At 32.9% G+C, this 18,179-nt stretch carries 17 protein-coding genes; 5 read left to right on the forward strand and 12 right to left on the reverse strand.

What is annotated here, in order from left to right; translation table 11 throughout:
• Positions 1 to 12: 12 nt before the first annotated feature.
• From LCI24_RS12920 to LCI24_RS12940, 5 genes are all read right to left on the reverse strand, one after another.
• A complete protein-coding gene (locus LCI24_RS12920; protein ID WP_274640754.1) occupies positions 13 to 1,173 on the reverse strand; it encodes a DUF6882 domain-containing protein in 1,161 nt (386 codons plus the stop codon).
• A gap of 20 nt (positions 1,174 to 1,193) precedes the next feature.
• Positions 1,194 to 1,835 (reverse strand): hypothetical protein, encoded by a 642-nt coding sequence (locus LCI24_RS12925; RefSeq protein WP_274640755.1) that lies wholly within the window; start codon positions 1,833 to 1,835, stop codon positions 1,194 to 1,196.
• A 33-nt stretch (positions 1,836 to 1,868) separates the two neighbouring features.
• On the reverse strand, positions 1,869 to 2,279 hold the full coding sequence (locus tag LCI24_RS12930) for a hypothetical protein (RefSeq protein WP_274640756.1): 411 nt from the start codon (positions 2,277 to 2,279) through the stop codon (positions 1,869 to 1,871).
• Positions 2,280 to 2,370: 91 nt separating this feature from the next.
• Positions 2,371 to 3,120 (reverse strand): LytR/AlgR family response regulator transcription factor, encoded by a 750-nt coding sequence (locus tag LCI24_RS12935; RefSeq protein WP_120186253.1) that lies wholly within the window; start codon positions 3,118 to 3,120, stop codon positions 2,371 to 2,373.
• A gap of 1 nt (position 3,121) precedes the next feature.
• Complete coding sequence (locus LCI24_RS12940; protein ID WP_274640757.1) at positions 3,122 to 4,957, reverse strand: tetratricopeptide repeat-containing sensor histidine kinase; 1,836 nt, start codon at positions 4,955 to 4,957, stop codon at positions 3,122 to 3,124.
• Between the two features lie 166 nt (positions 4,958 to 5,123).
• Here LCI24_RS12940 and LCI24_RS12945 point away from each other — a divergent pair, with 166 nt between their 5' ends.
• Positions 5,124 to 5,576, forward strand: a complete 453-nt coding sequence (locus LCI24_RS12945) for a hypothetical protein (RefSeq protein ID WP_274640758.1) — start codon at positions 5,124 to 5,126, stop codon at positions 5,574 to 5,576.
• 75 nt (positions 5,577 to 5,651) lie between these two features.
• Here the strand turns inward: LCI24_RS12945 and LCI24_RS12950 are convergent, their stop codons facing one another.
• Positions 5,652 to 6,506, reverse strand: coding sequence for an SdiA-regulated domain-containing protein (locus LCI24_RS12950; protein WP_274640759.1), 855 nt, complete (start codon positions 6,504 to 6,506; stop codon positions 5,652 to 5,654).
• 344 nt (positions 6,507 to 6,850) lie between these two features.
• Here LCI24_RS12950 and LCI24_RS12955 point away from each other — a divergent pair, with 344 nt between their 5' ends.
• The 4 genes from LCI24_RS12955 (at position 6,851) to LCI24_RS12970 (ending at position 12,976) form a co-directional block, all read left to right on the forward strand.
• Complete coding sequence (locus LCI24_RS12955; RefSeq protein WP_274640760.1) at positions 6,851 to 10,258, forward strand: toxin VasX; 3,408 nt, start codon at positions 6,851 to 6,853, stop codon at positions 10,256 to 10,258.
• Between the two features lie 9 nt (positions 10,259 to 10,267).
• Positions 10,268 to 10,999, forward strand: coding sequence for a hypothetical protein (locus tag LCI24_RS12960; protein WP_274640761.1), 732 nt, complete (start codon positions 10,268 to 10,270; stop codon positions 10,997 to 10,999).
• Between the two features lie 17 nt (positions 11,000 to 11,016).
• Complete coding sequence (locus LCI24_RS12965) at positions 11,017 to 11,748, forward strand: hypothetical protein (protein ID WP_274640762.1); 732 nt, start codon at positions 11,017 to 11,019, stop codon at positions 11,746 to 11,748.
• A gap of 502 nt (positions 11,749 to 12,250) precedes the next feature.
• Positions 12,251 to 12,976 (forward strand): DUF6261 family protein, encoded by a 726-nt coding sequence (locus LCI24_RS12970; protein ID WP_274640763.1) that lies wholly within the window; start codon positions 12,251 to 12,253, stop codon positions 12,974 to 12,976.
• 87 nt (positions 12,977 to 13,063) lie between these two features.
• Here the strand turns inward: LCI24_RS12970 and LCI24_RS12975 are convergent, their stop codons facing one another.
• The 6 genes from LCI24_RS12975 to LCI24_RS13000 form a co-directional block, all read right to left on the reverse strand.
• A complete protein-coding gene (locus tag LCI24_RS12975) occupies positions 13,064 to 14,767 on the reverse strand; it encodes an alkaline phosphatase D family protein (protein ID WP_274640764.1) in 1,704 nt (567 codons plus the stop codon).
• A gap of 86 nt (positions 14,768 to 14,853) precedes the next feature.
• Positions 14,854 to 15,744 carry a TPM domain-containing protein gene (locus tag LCI24_RS12980; protein WP_274640765.1) on the reverse strand — a complete coding sequence of 297 codons (891 nt, stop codon included), beginning with the start codon at positions 15,742 to 15,744 and terminating at the stop codon, positions 14,854 to 14,856.
• Positions 15,725 to 16,162, reverse strand: a complete 438-nt coding sequence (locus LCI24_RS12985; protein ID WP_099215775.1) for a TPM domain-containing protein — start codon at positions 16,160 to 16,162, stop codon at positions 15,725 to 15,727. Before LCI24_RS12985 ends, LCI24_RS12980 begins: the two co-directional genes overlap by 20 nt.
• Positions 16,163 to 16,167: 5 nt before the next feature.
• A complete protein-coding gene (locus tag LCI24_RS12990; RefSeq protein WP_274640766.1) occupies positions 16,168 to 16,764 on the reverse strand; it encodes a LemA family protein in 597 nt (198 codons plus the stop codon).
• Between the two features lie 19 nt (positions 16,765 to 16,783).
• Entirely contained in the window at positions 16,784 to 17,113 is a 330-nt protein-coding gene (locus LCI24_RS12995; protein WP_047790038.1) for a MerR family transcriptional regulator, read from the reverse strand.
• A 21-nt stretch (positions 17,114 to 17,134) separates the two neighbouring features.
• Positions 17,135 to 18,103, reverse strand: a complete 969-nt coding sequence (locus tag LCI24_RS13000) for a M23 family metallopeptidase (RefSeq protein ID WP_274640767.1) — start codon at positions 18,101 to 18,103, stop codon at positions 17,135 to 17,137.
• Between the last annotated feature and the right edge of the window lie 76 nt (positions 18,104 to 18,179).

The raw sequence follows: 18,179 nt of genomic DNA on the forward strand, positions 1-18,179 counted from the left end.
CTTTTTTCTTTTTTAAGCTCCTACTGGAACTGTTGAGTTAGACAGTTTTAGTAATCTTCCTTTTAGGTCAAAAATTCCTAAAATTTGATCCTCTCCTTTTTTAGCAACAATATTGTTTCCTGATACCTCAACCTCATATCCTTTTTGAACTAAATAGCAAAACAATGCGTGCTTGTGTTCAAAATCCATACGAGTTATTGTTTTTGAGAAGTGTGAACAGATTAAAGCCGGAATATTTATCTCTTTTTCATCCACTACATCAGTGTATAGCAATACATATACAGTTAGCCCTTTAAAAGGTAATGGAGCATAGCAACTTGCTTGATTTACCCCTGTTGCTACAAATGAGAAATAATGACCAGGATCGTGTTCTGTTTCTATTTTTGATGATAGTAAATCTTCTATTCCATGACGTTCACCAAGAGCTTTCATTTGTAATGAAGCTTCTAAAAATTGTTCTGGAATACCACTTTGTTTATTTGCCCAAGCCCACAACCATGATTGTTCATTATGAGAGTAGGTTCCTAATACTTGCATTTTAAAGGTAAGGTCACCATAAGTTACCGTACCCTGAAGCATATCACAGTTCCATGGTAAATCTTCAATAACATCAGCTAAGTTATCTTGCTTTTCAAAGGCTAAAGCTACATATTGATTGTGCAACTGAGGCAAACTTAATTTTATAGTGTTATCTACCTTTCCTCCTACAATATTATTTGGGTTTTCTGTACTTTCAACACTAGCTTCGCTTCCTGCAAATTCTTCTAAATGAGTTTCTAAAAGGTGTACAATTCTTTCCGTTTTCTCTTCCACCTTATCAGCATTCATAATTGGGCTGTGATTAATGGTTAATACCCCATCTACAAAAGTGATTGCTCTTTCTAAATTATGCTCATTGTTTTCATTAACAATCTTTACTTCTTTTAATCCATTTTTTAGCAACTCTCCCCCAATCTCATCAATATTAACTGCTTTAATAGCTTCTATTAGCGGTTGAAAATATATTTTTGGAAACGTATCATTGTAAAGGTGAGAAAACTTATCTTCTACCAATGTATCCCACGCTATGTTTAATGATACGTTAAATCCTGCTTTATTATTTATTTCCGTTTCTAATGCTGGAAATGATTCATTTTTAAATGTTTGAACTGCTCTTTTTTCTTTAAGACCCATTTTTTAATAATTTTATTATTCTACAATACTTTTTCTATCTTTTCAATAAAAAGATTCTCTAATTCTTTTGGCAATACTTTAGTAATTTCAATACCAATTTTTAATACACTTCCTTCTTTAGTTACTTGTAATGTTTCTGTGTTAGTAATAGTAACTGTTTTTATTTCTTTCCATGCTGCTAACCCCATTTCATCCTCTACTATTAACTGTTTTGCTTTTAATAAGCTTGCAATAACATCTTTACAATTTAATCGAGCGTTTGCTTCTTGTAATGCTGATTTTTCAAATGATAAATTAATCGTTGCCTCTAACAAAGGTTCTTGCTCAAGAGTCCATCTTTTTAATTGTAAAACACTTATAGGATCTTCTCCTAAAGGACGACTAATATTTCCCTTCGATAATGAAACTGCTATTTTTTTAGGATGCTTAATTCGTAAAACAGATACCTCTTGAAGATCGAAAAACACTACTTCTTGTTCTTCGGTTTTTATACACACAAATGTTTGATATTCTTCTTTGGTGATGTCTACTATAAAGCCTTCTACATAAAGTCCGTTTTTTAGTGATAAAGCAATTTTTAATTGCTTTTTTTCACTAAACAGACCCTGAATTATAGCTGCTGGCGATTGCGCTTTAAATTGATTGATATAATCTGTTTCCATAGCAATTTTATTTTTTTGGTATGAATTACTAGACTATAAATTGTTTTCTAACAAATCAACAAGTGCATCTGTTCTATCTTGAACTTTATCTGCATTTAAAATTGGACTATGATTTACCTGTAAAACCCCTTCTTCAAAGGTGTAAGCATGTGTTGGATTGTGATGATCGTCTTTATTGGTAATAACTACTTTTTTTAACGATTCTGCCAATGCTTCTTTCCCCATATCATCTGTAGTTATGGTAGAAAAGGCATCAATAAGTGGTTGGAAGTAAATTTTAGGATAACTGTCATCATATAAGTGTAAAAACTTATCTTCAAACATGGTTTCCCACTCTACATCAATTGTTACATCAAAACCTGCTGCGTCGTTTATTTGTTGTTTTAAAGCAGGATATTTTTCTTCTTGAAAAGTTTTTGTGAATCTTTTTTCTTTAAGTCCCATATGATTGTTTTTTAAGGTTACTTTCAATTATTTACCTCAAAACTACATGGAACTTTAGCGCTATTTTAATGAGTTTTATATGTGTTACTTCTTATTTTGTATTCGTATTAAAATTCTCTAAAAACTGTTTTAAATACGTTTTCTTTCTTGATGATAAAGGAACATTTTCACCACTTGATAACTTAACTGTATTAGCACTTACGGAAGCTAAATATTTTATATTGATTAAGTGAGATTGATGCACTCTAGCAAAGGCATGTGTACTTAAAATATTTTCGTAATACTTTAAGTTTCTAGCACTCATTATTTTTTTATCTGTAGTATAAAAAAGCGTATAGCTTCCGTCTGATTGGCAACGTACAATATCATCTACATGTAAAAAATGTTGCTCTTCGGTAGTTTTAATAAGCAATGTTTTTTGAGCCTCTTTTTTATCAAACTCGTTTATTTTACTTAGTGCTTGCGTGTACTTTTTCTCTTTTTCAAAGTCCGCTCTAAAACGTTCTATACAAGCATTTAATTCGTCAGAATCTATAGGTTTTAATAAATAATCTACCGTATCAAACTTAATAGCTTTTATTGCAAATTCATCGTACGCTGTGGTAAATATCATTTTAAAGTTTATGGTTTCTAAGGCTTCTAATATTTGAAAAGCATTTCCTCCAATCAACTCAATATCTATAAACACTAAGTCTAAATTATTGTTGCTTAAAAAATCTATAGCTTCATCTACATTATCAATTTTAGCTACAATTTCTATATCTTTTTGCGTGTATTGCAATAGTTTTGTTAATGTGTTTAGTGCATTAAACTCATCTTCTATTATAGCAGCTTTTATCATTTTATAACTTTAATTTAAATACAACTTTTGTTCCTGATGGGTGTCCATCCTTATCGTGTAAATCTTCTATGGTAAAAGATTTTTCTTCTCCTTTATTTCTTATCTGTAGTCTTTCAATAAAAATATCGGTAGCGTGTAAATCTTTTGCTATTTTTTCTTGACTCTTTTTTTGCTTCCTTCCTACTCCATTATCTTCAATTTCAAAAAACAGTTCTTCACCTGTTTTTCGAATGTTTAAGTTCAATATTCCTCCTGATTTCTTTTCCTTTAAGCCATATTCAATAGCATTTTCAACAAAAGGCTGTAACAACATAGGCGGTACTTTTACTTGTTTTGTATCACAGTTTTCAGAAATATTTATATGATAACTAAAACTATTATTGAAACGTAGCTGTTGTGTGTCTATGTAATTAGAAATCATAGCCAGCTCTTCTTCTAAGCTAATTTCTTCTTTTCGAACATAATCAAAATTTTGTCGAATAAGTTTTGAAAACTTAGCTATATAGTTTGATGATTTTACTGGGTTTCCTTCTAAAGTTATATTCTGAATCGCCGCTAAGGTGTTGAATATAAAATGCGGATTCATTTGAGCTCTTAGCAAACGTTGTTCTAATTTTGAAGCTTTATTAGCCGCTCTTAGCTTATTATTATATCCAAAAAACAATGCTATAATTAAAATAAGTACCAACGATACAATTACACTAATTCCTAACCACCAATTTTGTTTGTTTATTTCTTTTTGATGGGTTAATGCTATTTCTTTTTCTTTAATTTTATAGTTCACATTAGCAAAATGAAGAAGTTTTTGGTTTTGCTTTTTACTCTTAACCACTTCTATACTATCTCGTATAATTTGATGGTTTAATGCTTTTTGGTACTGCTTTTTAAGAATTGCTATTGATATTAACTTATCTCTTATTTCTAGTTCTTCAGAAAGGTTGTTTTTACTCTTGTAAATTAACATGGCCTTGTTGTAATTTACCGCTGCCGAATCTAACTTATTAGTTACTAAAAAAAGGGTTCCTAAACCTTTGTATGGAGCTCCGTTAATTGTTTTAATTTTTTGGTTAAGTTTTACTGCTCCTCGTAAAAACTTCTCTGCTTCTTCAAAACGTTTTGCTTCTAAATACGTGTATCCAATATTATTAAGAACACTTACGATAGTTTTTGGGTCTTTCGCTGACTCACCCAAAGCTAATGCTTCTGAAAACTGTTCTAAGGCTTTGTTATATTGCTTTAACATTAAATAAACACCAGCAATATTACTTTTAATTGCTATAATTGAGTTAGGGTCATTTGGGTCGGTAAATAATTCTTCAGATCTTTTTATGTAAAACAATGCCTGTTCGTAATCTTTTAATATAAAATGAAGATTAAATAGCTGATTATTTGCCTTTGCTTGTAGTCGGGTGTTTTCTATTTTTTTGCCTATTTCTAAAGCCTCTAACGCATACTTTTGAGCATCTTCTAGCTCATTTAGCTTCATACAAGTAGCACTTAATGTTATTAAGCTCCTTCCTTTATTATAATCATCTTTAAGATTTGTAAATAATTTATAGGTTTCTAAGTGTATGTTTTTTGCCTCTATTAACTTATCGTTCAGGTAAAAAAGTTCTCCTTTGCTAAACAACAATAAAGCCCTGTTTTTAGAATTTTGTTTCTTTTCTAATAAACTATCTATTTTTCTTAATCCTTCTTTTGGTTTTTGTTGAGAAATACTATCAACAGCTAATAAATATTCTTGTAAATCTTTATCTACATCATTTCTTTTACAGGCTGAAAAAACTAAAAGGGTACAGACGATATATAAAAAGTAGCTTCTTTTAAACAATGGCATTTTTTTGTAAGTAATTAGCCAACTAAAATAATTATATATTTTCATTTCACCTCCTTATCCACCACTTTAACAAAACGTTTATAAAATAATAGTATGCGTTTATAAAACACCTAAAAGCCAGCCCCAAATTTCTAAGATATTTGACTAAAAAATTAAATTATTAATAATGAGTACAGTTGAAACTATAGAAGAAGTTATTAAAACAGGATCTTGTAATTTAACGAGTTTTGAAAAGATTGAGGAAATTTCTAAACCAAAGGTTAGTATTGATGGAGCTTATCTTTTAATTTATAATTGGCCAGACGATCCTAGTGGTGCTAACACTACTATTCACGTTGGTCTTACCTATTTATTTATACATAACGACCAAGAATACAAAGCTGTAACAAGAACAAAGTTTTATGATTTTGATGTTGCTAAGTTTGAAAACTTACCTAAAAAATACTTTATAACCGAATATCATAAATTAGTAGAGCAAGCTTTGATATTATCTAAACAAAAAATAGAAGAAAAATTTGAAGAGCCTTTAAGCTCTATTATTCCATTTAGTTTTAGCCGAGAAGATTCTATTTTATTAGCTATAAATGCAGGATATTCTAGACAGATTGATTACGTATAGGCACCCAAACTAGGTGTTGATGATTCCCCTAACTCTCTCAGTTATCAATGTGCATACATTGGTAACTGATTTTTTTTAGTCCTTTAATACAAACTCATACAGTTTACTGCTTCCTATTTTATCAGCTTCATCTGTTATATAAATAGTTCTTTCATCTTTAAAAGTAACACCTTCTTTTTGAGATATATGATTGAATGTGTGTTCTTTTACGTCTCCACTAAAAAAATCATCTCCGTTAAAATTGGTAAACACTAATACAGATTGATGTGTTAGCAAAACCACTTTTTTTTTATCTGGTGATATTGCTGCTGCTGTTATTGCACAATGAACATCGTTACAGTTTGTATACTCAGATATATACCGAGCTGTATACTCTCCTTTTGTAGCTGGAACTTTGTACAGCATTGTTTTTCCGTACTTATTTTTAACCCTGCTTTTTGTGAATATATAGAGAGCACCATCTTTATAAATTAAAGATTCTGCATCAAAAAAACGGTCTTTCTTTTTAGGTGGAAACTTGGTTTGATTAGGGTATGAAAACTTTATTTTTTCTACCTCAACATCATCTCCATTTAACAAATCTTCTTCCTTAATTTTTAGAATTACTAAGTTCTTTCTTTTGTTATTATTGTTTCCAAAATCGGCGATGTAAATGTTTCCTTTGTCATCAGAAGTTATGTCTTCCCAATCGTGGTTTTTTACTGATAATACTCTTTTTTGTAATATCTTACCTTGGGTACTAACTTTAAATACTTTAGCTGCATTACCACTATCGTTATGCATCCATAGCATTTTTAAATCTTGGCTTTTCTCTACTCCTGAAACTTCTTTTAAATCTCCCGATAAGTACGACACTAACTTCAGTTGCCCATAATTGGTACAACTCGTAATTAATAAAGTGGTTAATAATAAGAGAACTAGCTTTTTCATATCATAAGTTTTGTATCTGTAAAAATAAAAAGATTTAAGTTAAGACTCCTTCTGCAAACGGAAATACCTCAACCCTCCATAAATAATAAGCACCCCCAACACCTTAAACAAAAACAGAGCTATTTAGAAAAAAATTAAACTTTTTTTGATTTATAAACTTTCTATCTATACATTTGAGACATCGAAAAAGCATACACTTAAAAAATTGCTAACGTGCTTTTTTGAAAAATTGTAATCCAAAAAAAATACAATACTCCCCCTCTGCTATAAATACTTGTAGCAGTTATTGCTATATCCATGTTTTAGCTATGTAAAGACGTGGAAAAAAAAGAAAATAATAAACCATGAAAGAAAACATTGCATTAGAAAAATTTCAAGAGGACGCCTATAATGATAATATAGGTACTTATAAATTTGAAATAAAAGGCCCTGACGGAAAAACCAACATTAGTTCTGACTTACAAGCTAAGAAACAAGGAATTGAATTACACTTTTTAAGATACGGAATTTTTAATCCGTTTCCTTATCATATACAAGACAACAAGTTTGTTAGAGCCCCTGATATTGAAGTTGAAGTTGAGCCACACGATAAGAATGACAAAAAAACAATTGATTATAAGCTTAGTGAAGTTGTTGTAACCGCTAAACGAGATAGTGCCAATCCTTCAAGTTTAGCTCCAAAACTAACCCATAGTCGTTACGAAAGAACAAGTTTAAGACATGGGTATTTATATATTTTGCATGACGAGGAACCTAAAAAATGGCTTGAATACGAAATAGATACAAGTGGTCTTTTAAATCCTATTTATTGGAAAGACAACAAAGAAAATGGAGAATATAACGATATCCGAGATGCCACAAACACCTCAAGTAGAGAAACTTATATTGTAGCACCAGATTCTGTAATTTGGGTAGCCTACTCTCATGTGCAATGGTCTATGCAACAATTAGAACAAATAGCTTCTTCGCCAGAAGAAAACGAACGAATGATAAAAGTTGAGTGCAAAGGCTACGAAAAAGATAAAGAATTAAAAAAAGCAGAAGTTATACACGACCGTCCTTATCATTCTTTTATTGCTGTGTTTGATTACAAACACTTTCCAGAAGCTACTAGACTAGAAGAAAAGCTAAAAACCATTCATGCTATTGAAAATGCCGACGACCCTAATAATGAAAATACGTTATTAGAGGATATGTTTATTACACTTCCAGACCCTGTTGGCTGTGCTTATGACCTCGTAGATATCATTTTTTATAAACTAGATTATTTACGTTCTATGGTAGAGTGTTTAGCTACTTCTGTACACCATATGGATTTATACAAGTACAAATTAGGGCTTATAGACTATGGAGAAATACAAAGTGATGAAATTTCTGAAGAGGAGGCAGAAGAACTAAAATACATCTTCTCAATTGCCTTAACCACCTATAAATTTGTTTACAACAACCCTGAATTAAAAGAAGACTATACACGTAAAAGAGGAGAGTGGTATTTAAACCATGGTATATCGCACGATAAATTAGACCACATACTCGCTATTGAAGAACGCAAACGTATTCGTAAAGTAATAAACGGATTTAGAAACGATTTAGGAAACCTCTTAAAAAGCGAATACTACAAAACCGCTATTGATGTTTGTTATGAAAATAACCCCAACCCATTAGCTAGTATAGAGGGTAAAAATATAATTTCAGACCACTTATTGTGTTTGGCGCATTACCCCGAAATGATAGACAGGCAATTATTACCCGAAAGTGAGTACAAACCGTATGAAGATACTTGGGTAAAAGAAATTATAAAAACCAGTAAAGGTGAAAGTTCTTTAAAACATATAAACGATGTACTCTTCTGCCCAATTGAAGTTACCGATTTAGAAAAACAAGACACCAAAGACTGGAAATACATAGTTAAGTTTGAAAAAAAATTATTTAGTCACTTTCAAAAAGTGAGTAAAACCTACATTGGCTTTGGTAAAGCAATAAAAGTTGAACTATATAGAAAACAATTTGATTTAATAACACGTACTAACAACGGAGTTAAAGAAACCCACTTAGTCACAGCAGGCAAAAATTTAATTTATAAAGAGTTTTTAAAAGACTTTGAAAAAGTTAAGAAAAACATAGCTTCTAAACACCCGCAACATAAACGTATTGATGCTATAAAACACTCCAAAGTACCCGTTACTTATTGGTTATTGGTAGAAGAGCAGTTTAAAGGAGAAATAGACGCTAAAATGGCAACTGCCAAAACAAACCCTGAAAAATTATCCATACATATTAGAAATGGTAAAAAACTCCCCTATGCCCACAAGTTAGAAAGCATTATAGAAAGCCAACAATTTAGAAGCGCCCTTTTGGTTTTTGAAATGTTTTCGTTAGCTCAACAAGTCAATGAAATGACCAATAAAAAAAACATTTCAAAAGCTGATATTATGAAGACTGTTGGTGTTGGTATAAAAGTGATTTCAGCGGGATTAAACCTAGCCGAAAGTATTTCTAACGATATTGCCCAACAAAAAATTAAAACCTTTATCACTACACAACCCCGGGCTACCACAACAGAGGTAAAAGATGTTATCAAAGAAATAAATAAAAAATCTTTTGCTACCAGAGGCGAATTGGCGATCAAACTAGCCAAAGGAGCTGCTTCAACTTATACTTTAATTGCCACCATTGAAGATGTAAACAAAAGTTTAGCAAAAGCTGACAACGATGCTGCCTTAGCGTATAGCGGTGCTGCAGTACTTTCAGCAGTATCTTTACTAGAAACCTTCGGATTAATTTCGTTAACAGGAGTTCCTGGTTTAATTGTAGGAGGGCTAGGGTTAGCCTTTTACGGATTAGCGTATTATTTAACCGATGATGAGTTAGAAACTTTTTTTAAGTTTTTTCCGTTTAGTAGCAAAACCTATATGAAAGATCCAAGTTATTACAATCCTTATTACAATGCGCGCTTAATGTACCGAGGCAAAGAAAAACTAATTAACCCCTATAAAAAAGAGTACTTATCATCAAGCTTTGATGAAAGCTATAAAAGTGTGTATGTACGCTTACTAAATTTAATCGTAGGAAGTGCCATTACTATAAAAGCAAGTAGTACACGGTATGCTTCTCCAAAAAGTACCACTCCAACTTTTCGTGCCACTAACCAAGACTTGCATAAAAATTGGATTGACAACAGTGCTACCCTTTGGAGTAACCTAGCCATTGACATTTCGTTTGGGTCGTTTTTTAACAATCCAAACGGACTAACCTACGAACTTTATTTGGTACAATACAATGACCCCTTACTAGGTAATAAAAGCTACAAGTTACCGAAACATTGTTACGATACTATAGTTACGGCACCCTCTACAGTTGATGATAAACCAGAGTTTAAAGAACAATCGTTACGCAACGGAAACATGGATGCTTCGTTTAAACAATTTCACATTTGGGTACGTGTACCTAAACACTTACAAGTAAAACACCAACTGGCTGCCAATAATATCGTTAAGCAAGAACACGAAGGAAATAAAGTGTACCTAAACAAGTACTCGCATATTGCTATATTATGTAAGTATACCGATGCGCAAATAAAATTACCTTTACACCCAAAAGATAAGCAAGGTTATTTATGGAATATCATGCCTTTGATAAAAGACAGTAAAAAAGAAGAAGAATATATTACCTTTAGAAACGTTAAAGCAGGCAAAGCAACCATTATCGAAGATGCATCGTTGTTTTTTAATAGATTTCCTTTACAACATTAAAATAATACTATGAGTTTTTTAAAAGCCAAACCCCTACCACATGAAATACTTTGCGACCCAGAAATTTTTTTTGATTGGGAAGTTATTCCTGGTAAGGCCAGAAAAGTACAAGAAATTAACGATGAATATTTTGTATTAAATATCGCAAGGGGGTTGACTTTTTCTAAAATCTTTACTTTTTTGTTTGGAGGACTTGTCACTTTGGTAATATTTTCATTGCAATTAATAGGTAAAAATGGGGGGGGAATTACTTGGATTGACTATGTTTTGTTTACAGCTCCTTTTTTTATACTAGGTTTATTTCATTTAGCAGTGTATTATTATAATCCGAAAAAAGAACTGGTACTTGATAGAATGAACGGCACCATAAGTTACCCTCATTTATTTTTTAGTAGAAAGCAAGAAACCGTGCCCTTTTGGTTAGTTACAGTATATAAAAACTTACAAACAGGAGGAGATTTTGCTCCTACAGGGTATAGTTTAATTTTACGTGACCGTAAACAAAATTTCACTTGGACACTAGCTAATAGAGAAGTAGAAAGTTATTGGAGCTTCATGGTATGGTATATGGATAAAAACAGACCCTTACCGGATGGTAAAATTTTTAATCCATACAGGCAAGCCGATTTTGATCGTAGATTAAAAGAAGGCTTTCCAAAACCTTTATACCCTAGCTTTATACCAACCGATGAACACACACCAGAACAACAGGCTATGCGTAGGCGTATGGCGGGATGGTAAAAACTAATTAAGACACTATGAGTTTTTTTAAAGCCAAACCCCTACCACATGAAATAGTTGACTACCCTATTACCCAATTTGCAGAAGATTTACAACCTAATAAACCTGAAAAAATTCAAGAAGCCAACGATGAATATTTTGTCCTAAACATGGCAAGAGGTTTTAGTTTGTTTAAAATATATACATTCTTTGTTGGAGGTTTTGTAATGCTAATAATCCTTTTATTACAACTAATAGGAAAAAATGGTGGGGGGATTACTTGGGTTGACTATCTTTTGTTTACATCCCCTTTTATTATCATAGGTTTATTTCATTTAGCAGTGTATTATTACAACCCACATAAAGAATTGGTGTTAGACAGAATGAACGGTACCATAAGTTACCCTCGTTTATTTTTTAGCAAAAAACAAGAAACCGTACCCTTTTGGTTGGTTACAGTATATAAAAGTTTAGATACTGGAGGAGATTTTGCTCCTACAGGCTTTAGTTTGGTATTACGTGACCGTAAACAAGACTTTGCTTGGACACTAGCTAATAGCGACGTAGAACGTTATTGGAGCTTTATGGTATGGTATATGGATAAAAATAGACCACTCCCTTTTGGTGATGTTTTCCATCCATATAGGCAAGCTGATTTTGACCGTAGATTAAAAGAAGGCTTTCCTAAACCTTTATACCCAAGCTTTGTACCAACAGATGAACACACACCAGAACAACAAGCTATGCGTAGGCGTATGGCGGGATGGTAGCTTTTATTCAAGAATATACCCTCATAAAAACCTCAGCGAAGTTCGCTGAACATTCCTCAACATAACAAAACCATCAGCGAAGTTCGCTGAACAATCCTCAACGCAACGAAACCATCAGCGAAGTTCGTTGAACAATCCTCAACATAACAAAACCGTCAGCGAAGTTCGCTGAACGTTCCTCAACACAACGAAACCATCAGCGAAGCTCGCTGAACATTCCTCAACACAACGAAACCATCAGCGAAGCTCGCTGAACATTCCTCAACACAACGAAACCATCAGCGTGACGCGCTGAACGTTCTTTTAAATAACAAAATTCTCCACAAGTTTCCTTACAGTGCGCCCTGTTAACTATAGTAACCGTATGTAAACCTCGCTTAGTGAGTGAATTTTAACAATTGTTAACTTTTTTAAAAACTTTTATACTCTTAAATTGCTAATGCTATGAAAGTTACCAAATCACTTTCTACAAATATTTAATATTAATTTAAAAAATTAGCTTATGAACAGTCCGTATTTAAACCGGTACCGTAACGGTGAATATCTACAATACATGAAAGATATTCTACAACTTGTAAACTTACAAGACGTTGATGCGTTAGCATTGACAAACCCCACTAACGAATTAACAACCATTGTTAATCGTATTGATTCTTTATACCAACAAGTGCAGGGAAGCACCCTAACACAAGAAATTATAACTCTTGACACTAGAAGGGATAAAGCTATTTCTGGAATTAAAATGATTTTAAATGGTTATGAGAACCATTTTAACGAAGCTATAGTAAGTGCCGCCAAAGCACTACTTGCTACTATAAATGCACATGGTACTAATATTATTCGTAAAAGCTACCAAGAACAAACCGCTATTTTAGATAGTATTAGTAAAGATTTTGAAACTGAGCCTGAGCTTATTCAAGCCATTTCTTTACTTGATTTAACCACTTGGGTTGCTGAATTAAAAAATGCCAATACCGAGTTTTCTGCTAAGTATATTGAGCGTGTAGGTGAAACAGCTGCTTCACCAGAAAACAACATTCAAGAGTTGCGTACTGAAGCTTCGCTTACTTACAGAAAACTTGTATTACATATTGAAGCGCATGCAACGCTTTCAGAAAATGAAGCCTACCCAACCTTACTTAATGAGATTGATGTGTTAGCTAAGCAATATAATTTGGTAGTAGATAACAGATCCAAGTCTAGCACCCCTGCTACTGAAGAAGCATAACATTAGTTGATTTCGTATATCTTTTATAGCATACAAAAAGGCTCCTGAGTTATTCAGGAGCCTTTGATATGTTCTTATAATATATAATTATAAGGTTACTGTTTTTCCTATACTATTTGAATAGGTTTTATTGGTAACAGTATCAACAAAGTTCCAATCAGTTTGTATACCTGCAGCTGTTACTGTAAGTTTCATATATCCTCTTTGAGATAAATTACCGTATTGTAAATCGTCTATTAACAAGCCTAATGCAGCTTCTAAATCTGTTGCAGACGCTCCTAAATAAGTTTCTAACCCTGGTGACGATACTGAGCTTGTAGCTACTTCTACTGCTACTTTTTCTCCAGAATTATCTTTTAAATCGCTATACCACGCATTGTGAGTATCTCCTGCTAGTACTACTACATTTTTACTTTTAAAGCTCGCTAAAATACGTTCTCTTTCCATAAAATAGCCATCCCAAGCATCTAAGTTATATGGTAATACCGTTTCTATTCTTGCTTTCTCTTCTGCTGTTAAAGTAGGATCGTTTTGTAAAGCTCTTGTTTTAATCGTTACCAACTCTGTAATAGAAGTTTTAAGCAAATTAAAAGTTTCTTCACTTGCTGATCCTGTAGCAGATACTTCTGCTAATAGTTTTGCTAAGAGTGTTAATAGTTCGGCAGGAATTAACATTTTTCCCATTAAAACTTGCTGTCCTATAATTTGCCATGTACTATTACTAGCTGCTAGCTCACTTTCTAACCATCCTAATTGGGTAGTTCCTAAAAGTGTACGTTGTGGATTTAACCATGCTTGTTGAAAAGCTGCTGAATCAAATGCTCCATTTTCAACGTAAAATGCTGAATATTCTAGCTGCTTATCTCTTCCAATAATACGCGTATCTAACATAATTAAATCTACCAAACTACCTATTTTTAAGTTTCTGTAAATAATTGAATTATCTACAAGATTCGTCATGTTAGGTAAGTATTCGCTGTATGCTTTTAACGCACTTTGTTTTCTTGAAGTAAAGCTTCCTTCATCTTCTTGATGGTTTTCAGCTCCGTCTTTATAAGTATCGTTTGCTACTTCATGATCGTCCCAAACACAGATAAAAGGTTTTCTTCTATGTAACTCTTTTAATTGCTCGTCTGAACGATATTGACGGTAACGAGTACGATAATCATCTAACGAAATAATTTCTCCTTTAGGCTCTGGTGTTCTAAACGAACCGTAAGTGTTCTCACCATACTCATAGATATAATCTCCTAAATGGATTACAACATCTGCATCAGATTTTTTTATCTCTTCGTATACGTTAAAGTAACCGTAAGCAAAGTTTGCACAAGATGCTACTGCTAACTTTACTTCGCTTATTGATTCGCTAAACGTTAGGGTTTCTCCTACTGGTGATGTTGCTTTATCGTCAGCACTTACAAAACGGTAGTATAATTTTTGTCCTGCGTCTAAGTCTTTAATTTCAACAGCTACAGTAAAGTCTCTTGAAGCATCGGTAGTTACTTCTGCTTGACGAACAACCTCTTTAAAATTTTTGTCTTTTGCTATTTGCCAAATTAAGGTTGCCGAAGTTTGTTTGGTGTTATAACGAGTCCAAATAATAACTTGTGAGTTTGTAGGATCAAAACTAGCAACGCCTTGCTCAAAGTTTTTCTCTGCTAAGTTATCTGGAATTGGTAATTCATCAATATCATCATCTTTACAACTAATAAAATTAGGGACTAAAAGTAGTCCTCCAGTTGCTAATAATGAGTTTCTTAAAAAGCTTCTTCTTTTAATGTTAGTCTTCATACGTAAGGGTCATTTAATTTCCCTGCATAAGTACTATTTCAACATTGCTTTAACGTTAACTAACCTTTACTAAATAAATGAAGTTACTACCAACCTCCAGTAGCACCGCCACCGCCAAAGCCGCCGCCGCCGAAACCTCCACCGAAGCCACCGCCGCCGCCAAAACCTCCTGAAGATCCTCCACCGAAGCTTCCTCCACCAAAACCGCCTCTTCCTGCGTTGCTTAAAATAATGGTTTCTAAAATACCTCTTGCAACATCTGATTTCCTGTAGCCTCTTCCACCACCACGGTTTCCTTTACTACCGCTTGAAATAATGATAAAAAATACTATAAGAATGATGATAAAAATAATAAAACTAAAATCTGTTTTTTTAGATTGTTTTCTAGAGCCTTTATATTCACCACTCATTACCTTAAAAACAGCATCTACTCCACTGTTTAACCCAGCGTAATAATCGCCTTGTTTAAAGTAAGGAATAATATCGTACTCTATAATTTGTCGGGAAACATAATCGGTTAATAAGTGTTCGGTTCCATAACCTGTTCTGATGGTTATTTTGCGATCGTCTTTTGCCAGTAACATGAACACTCCGTTATCCTGCTCTTTGCTTCCTCCTATTCCCCATTCATGCGCCCAATTAGTAGCTAAATACCCTATTTCTTCACCTTCGGTTGAGCTTATAATTGCCACCACTACTTGGGTTGAAGTGGTATCAGCATATTTAATTAGCTTATTTTCTAAGCTTCTCTTTTGATTGGGTGATAAAAGGTTGATATAATCGTAAACACTTGTTTGCTCTTTAGGTGTATCAGGAATTTGATACCCTTGTGAGAAAAGAGTGTGTCCGCTTAAAAATGCAATAAAAAAAAGAACAACTTTTAAGTTCTGCAACTTGTTTGTTCTTTTATATAATGACGTTAATTTTTTTATCATGTTTCTTCCTTCTGTGAAGGTTTTAGCCTTTTGATATTTCATTACTTAGCTCATCTTCATCATCGGTAGTCCAAGGGAAATGAGCCTTTAATTCTTTTCCTGCTTTCAGCACACCATCTATAATTCCTTGTTTAAAGTTTCCTTGTTTAAACTGATTTTGGATGGCTTCTTTAGTTGTTTCCCAAAAGTTTGTAGGAACAACTGCATTAATACCTTCATCACCATAAATTACAAACTTATGGTCATCAACAGCAATGTATATTAATACACCGTTTCGCTGTTGGGTATTAAACATTTTAAGCATTTGAAATACTTCTAGTGCTCGGTCATAATGAGAAACCTCGGTAGTTTTTTCAATATGTACACGAATTTCACCAGAAGTACTTCGTTCTGCTTGCCTAATAGCTTGAACGATTTCCTCTTCTTCTTTGGCAGTAAGAAAATCTTCTACTTTAGACATATTTTTTAGAATTTAAAATCTACATCTACAGCTTTTTCTGAACCTGCATCTGATTTGTAACGCGTCATTTCTGTTAAGTTGAACATACCTGCTAGCATGTTTCCTGGAAACATTTTAATGTGCTTATTGTAAACATTTACAGCTTCGTTGTAACGATCACGTGCTACATTAATTCTATTTTCTGTTCCTTCTAACTGACTTTGTAATTCTAAGAAGTTTTTGTTTGCTTTGATATCTGGATAACGTTCTACAGACACTAATAACTTAGATAAAGCTCCGCTTAACCCTGTTTGTGCTTGTTGAAACTGTGCCATTTTTTCTGGCGTTAAATCACCAGCATTAATATTTACTGAAGTTGCTTTTGCTCTTGCATTAATTACGTCTGTTAACGTGCTTTTTTCAAAATCGGCAGCTCCTTGTACAGTCTTAACTAAATTACCAATTAAATCGTTTCTTCGTTGGTAAGAACTCTCTACATTAGACCATGTAGTTTTAGCATCTTCTTGGTATGTTACTGCTGTATTATAAAATCCTTTCGCCCATGAATAAATTCCAAATACTAAAACTCCTATAATAATTAAAGGCACTAACCATTTTTTCATAATTTTTGATTTTTTGTAATTATAATTGATTTTTGATTTTTATTAACTCTGCTTTTACAGTTTCTAATCTACTAATAATTTCCTGATTATTTAAGACTCCCTCTGGGTTTTTCTTTAGTTTTTGTTTTGCACCATCTAAAGTAAATCCTCTTTCTTTTACAAGGTTGTAAATAATTTTAAAGTTTTTTACGTCCTCTTGTGTAAACAACCGATCGCCTTTAGCATTTTTTTTAGGATTGATAATTTCAAACTCTTTATCCCAAAATCGTATAAGTGAACTATTCACCCCAAAAGCTTTTGCAACTTCTCCTATTTTGTAATATCGTTTATCGGGTAAGTCTACATACATTTTTCACAGCTTGTTACGTGTTTAGTCATACGACTGACCTTTTTGTTGTGAAGCCTTTTGCATGGCTGCAAACTCTTCTGGAGTTAAATCTCCGTAATAATAGTAAATAGGGTTTACAGGTCTTCCGTTTTTATGCACTTCGTAGTGTAGGTGTGGTGCTGCCGAACGACCAGTGTTTCCAACATAACCTATTAAATCACCACGTTTTACTTTTTGTCCTCTTCTGGCTAAAATTTTACTCATGTGAGCATAAATAGTTTGATACCCATATCCATGGTTTATATAAACCACTTTACCAAAAGTAGAACTTCTGTGTGCTTTTTTAACAATACCGTTTCCTGATGCAAAAATTGGTGTACCTGTTGGCGCAGTAAAATCCATTCCGTTATGCATACGCCACGACTTTAATATAGGGTGTAAACGCATTCCATAACCTGATGCCATTCTTTTTAAATCTTGATTTTTTACAGGCTGAATAGCAGGTATTGAAGCTAACATTTTTTCTTTTTCTTTGGCTAGCTCAACAATCTCATCCAACGATTTTGATTGTACTACCATTTGTTTTGATAAAATGTCTAACTCCTTAGTTACTTTCTTTACCATTGAACTATTATCAAAACCGTCTAAGTGCTTATATCTGTTAACACCTCCAAAACCAGCTTTTCTTTGCTCTTCTGGTATTGGGCTAGCCTCGAAATATGTTCGGTAAATATTGTTATCTCTTTCTTGTAAATCGGTTAAGATTTCAGCGCTTTCTTCCATTTTTTTTGAAAGTAACTCATAATGTAATTTTAAGTTTTCTAATTCTCTCTTTTGAGCTCGCTCTTTTGGAGACATTAAAAACTGGCTAAAACCTATAAAACCAAAAAAAGCAATTAATAAAAAACTAAGTAGCCCAAAAAAAGTTTTCTTATACTTTTCACTTCTTTTAACCTCTATCTTTCTATATGATAAAGTGTCTGGGTCATAATAATATTTTACTTTTGCCATAATGCTAAATGTACTATTTTTGTGCTTTTTAAATTAAGCATCCTTAGAGGGGATGTACAATTTGAAAACTCACAAA

Origin of the sequence: Tenacibaculum larymnensis, assembly GCF_028829235.1 — a bacterium.
Taxonomy (GTDB): Bacteria; Bacteroidota; Bacteroidia; order Flavobacteriales; family Flavobacteriaceae; genus Polaribacter; species Polaribacter larymnensis.

Excerpts from the sequence above, each read along its gene's own strand:
- LCI24_RS12955 (WP_274640760.1), top strand. The coding sequence starts at position 6,851 with ATGAAAGAAAACATTGCATTAGAAAAATTTCAAGAGGACGCCTATAAT.
- LCI24_RS12935 (WP_120186253.1), bottom strand. The coding sequence starts at position 3,120 with ATGATAAAAGCTGCTATAATAGAAGATGAGTTTAATGCACTAAACACA.
- LCI24_RS12945 (WP_274640758.1), top strand. The coding sequence starts at position 5,124 with ATGAGTACAGTTGAAACTATAGAAGAAGTTATTAAAACAGGATCTTGT.
- LCI24_RS13000 (WP_274640767.1), bottom strand. The coding sequence starts at position 18,103 with ATGGCAAAAGTAAAATATTATTATGACCCAGACACTTTATCATATAGA.
- LCI24_RS12980 (WP_274640765.1), bottom strand. The coding sequence starts at position 15,744 with ATGAAATATCAAAAGGCTAAAACCTTCACAGAAGGAAGAAACATGATA.
- LCI24_RS12995 (WP_047790038.1), bottom strand. The coding sequence starts at position 17,113 with ATGTATGTAGACTTACCCGATAAACGATATTACAAAATAGGAGAAGTT.
- LCI24_RS12960 (WP_274640761.1), top strand. The coding sequence starts at position 10,268 with ATGAGTTTTTTAAAAGCCAAACCCCTACCACATGAAATACTTTGCGAC.
- LCI24_RS12990 (WP_274640766.1), bottom strand. The coding sequence starts at position 16,764 with ATGAAAAAATGGTTAGTGCCTTTAATTATTATAGGAGTTTTAGTATTT.
- LCI24_RS12985 (WP_099215775.1), bottom strand. The coding sequence starts at position 16,162 with ATGTCTAAAGTAGAAGATTTTCTTACTGCCAAAGAAGAAGAGGAAATC.
- LCI24_RS12930 (WP_274640756.1), bottom strand. The coding sequence starts at position 2,279 with ATGGGACTTAAAGAAAAAAGATTCACAAAAACTTTTCAAGAAGAAAAA.
- LCI24_RS12950 (WP_274640759.1), bottom strand. The coding sequence starts at position 6,506 with ATGAAAAAGCTAGTTCTCTTATTATTAACCACTTTATTAATTACGAGT.
- LCI24_RS12925 (WP_274640755.1), bottom strand. The coding sequence starts at position 1,835 with ATGGAAACAGATTATATCAATCAATTTAAAGCGCAATCGCCAGCAGCT.
- LCI24_RS12920 (WP_274640754.1), bottom strand. The coding sequence starts at position 1,173 with ATGGGTCTTAAAGAAAAAAGAGCAGTTCAAACATTTAAAAATGAATCA.
- LCI24_RS12970 (WP_274640763.1), top strand. The coding sequence starts at position 12,251 with ATGAACAGTCCGTATTTAAACCGGTACCGTAACGGTGAATATCTACAA.
- LCI24_RS12940 (WP_274640757.1), bottom strand. The coding sequence starts at position 4,957 with ATGCCATTGTTTAAAAGAAGCTACTTTTTATATATCGTCTGTACCCTT.
- LCI24_RS12975 (WP_274640764.1), bottom strand. The coding sequence starts at position 14,767 with ATGAAGACTAACATTAAAAGAAGAAGCTTTTTAAGAAACTCATTATTA.
- LCI24_RS12965 (WP_274640762.1), top strand. The coding sequence starts at position 11,017 with ATGAGTTTTTTTAAAGCCAAACCCCTACCACATGAAATAGTTGACTAC.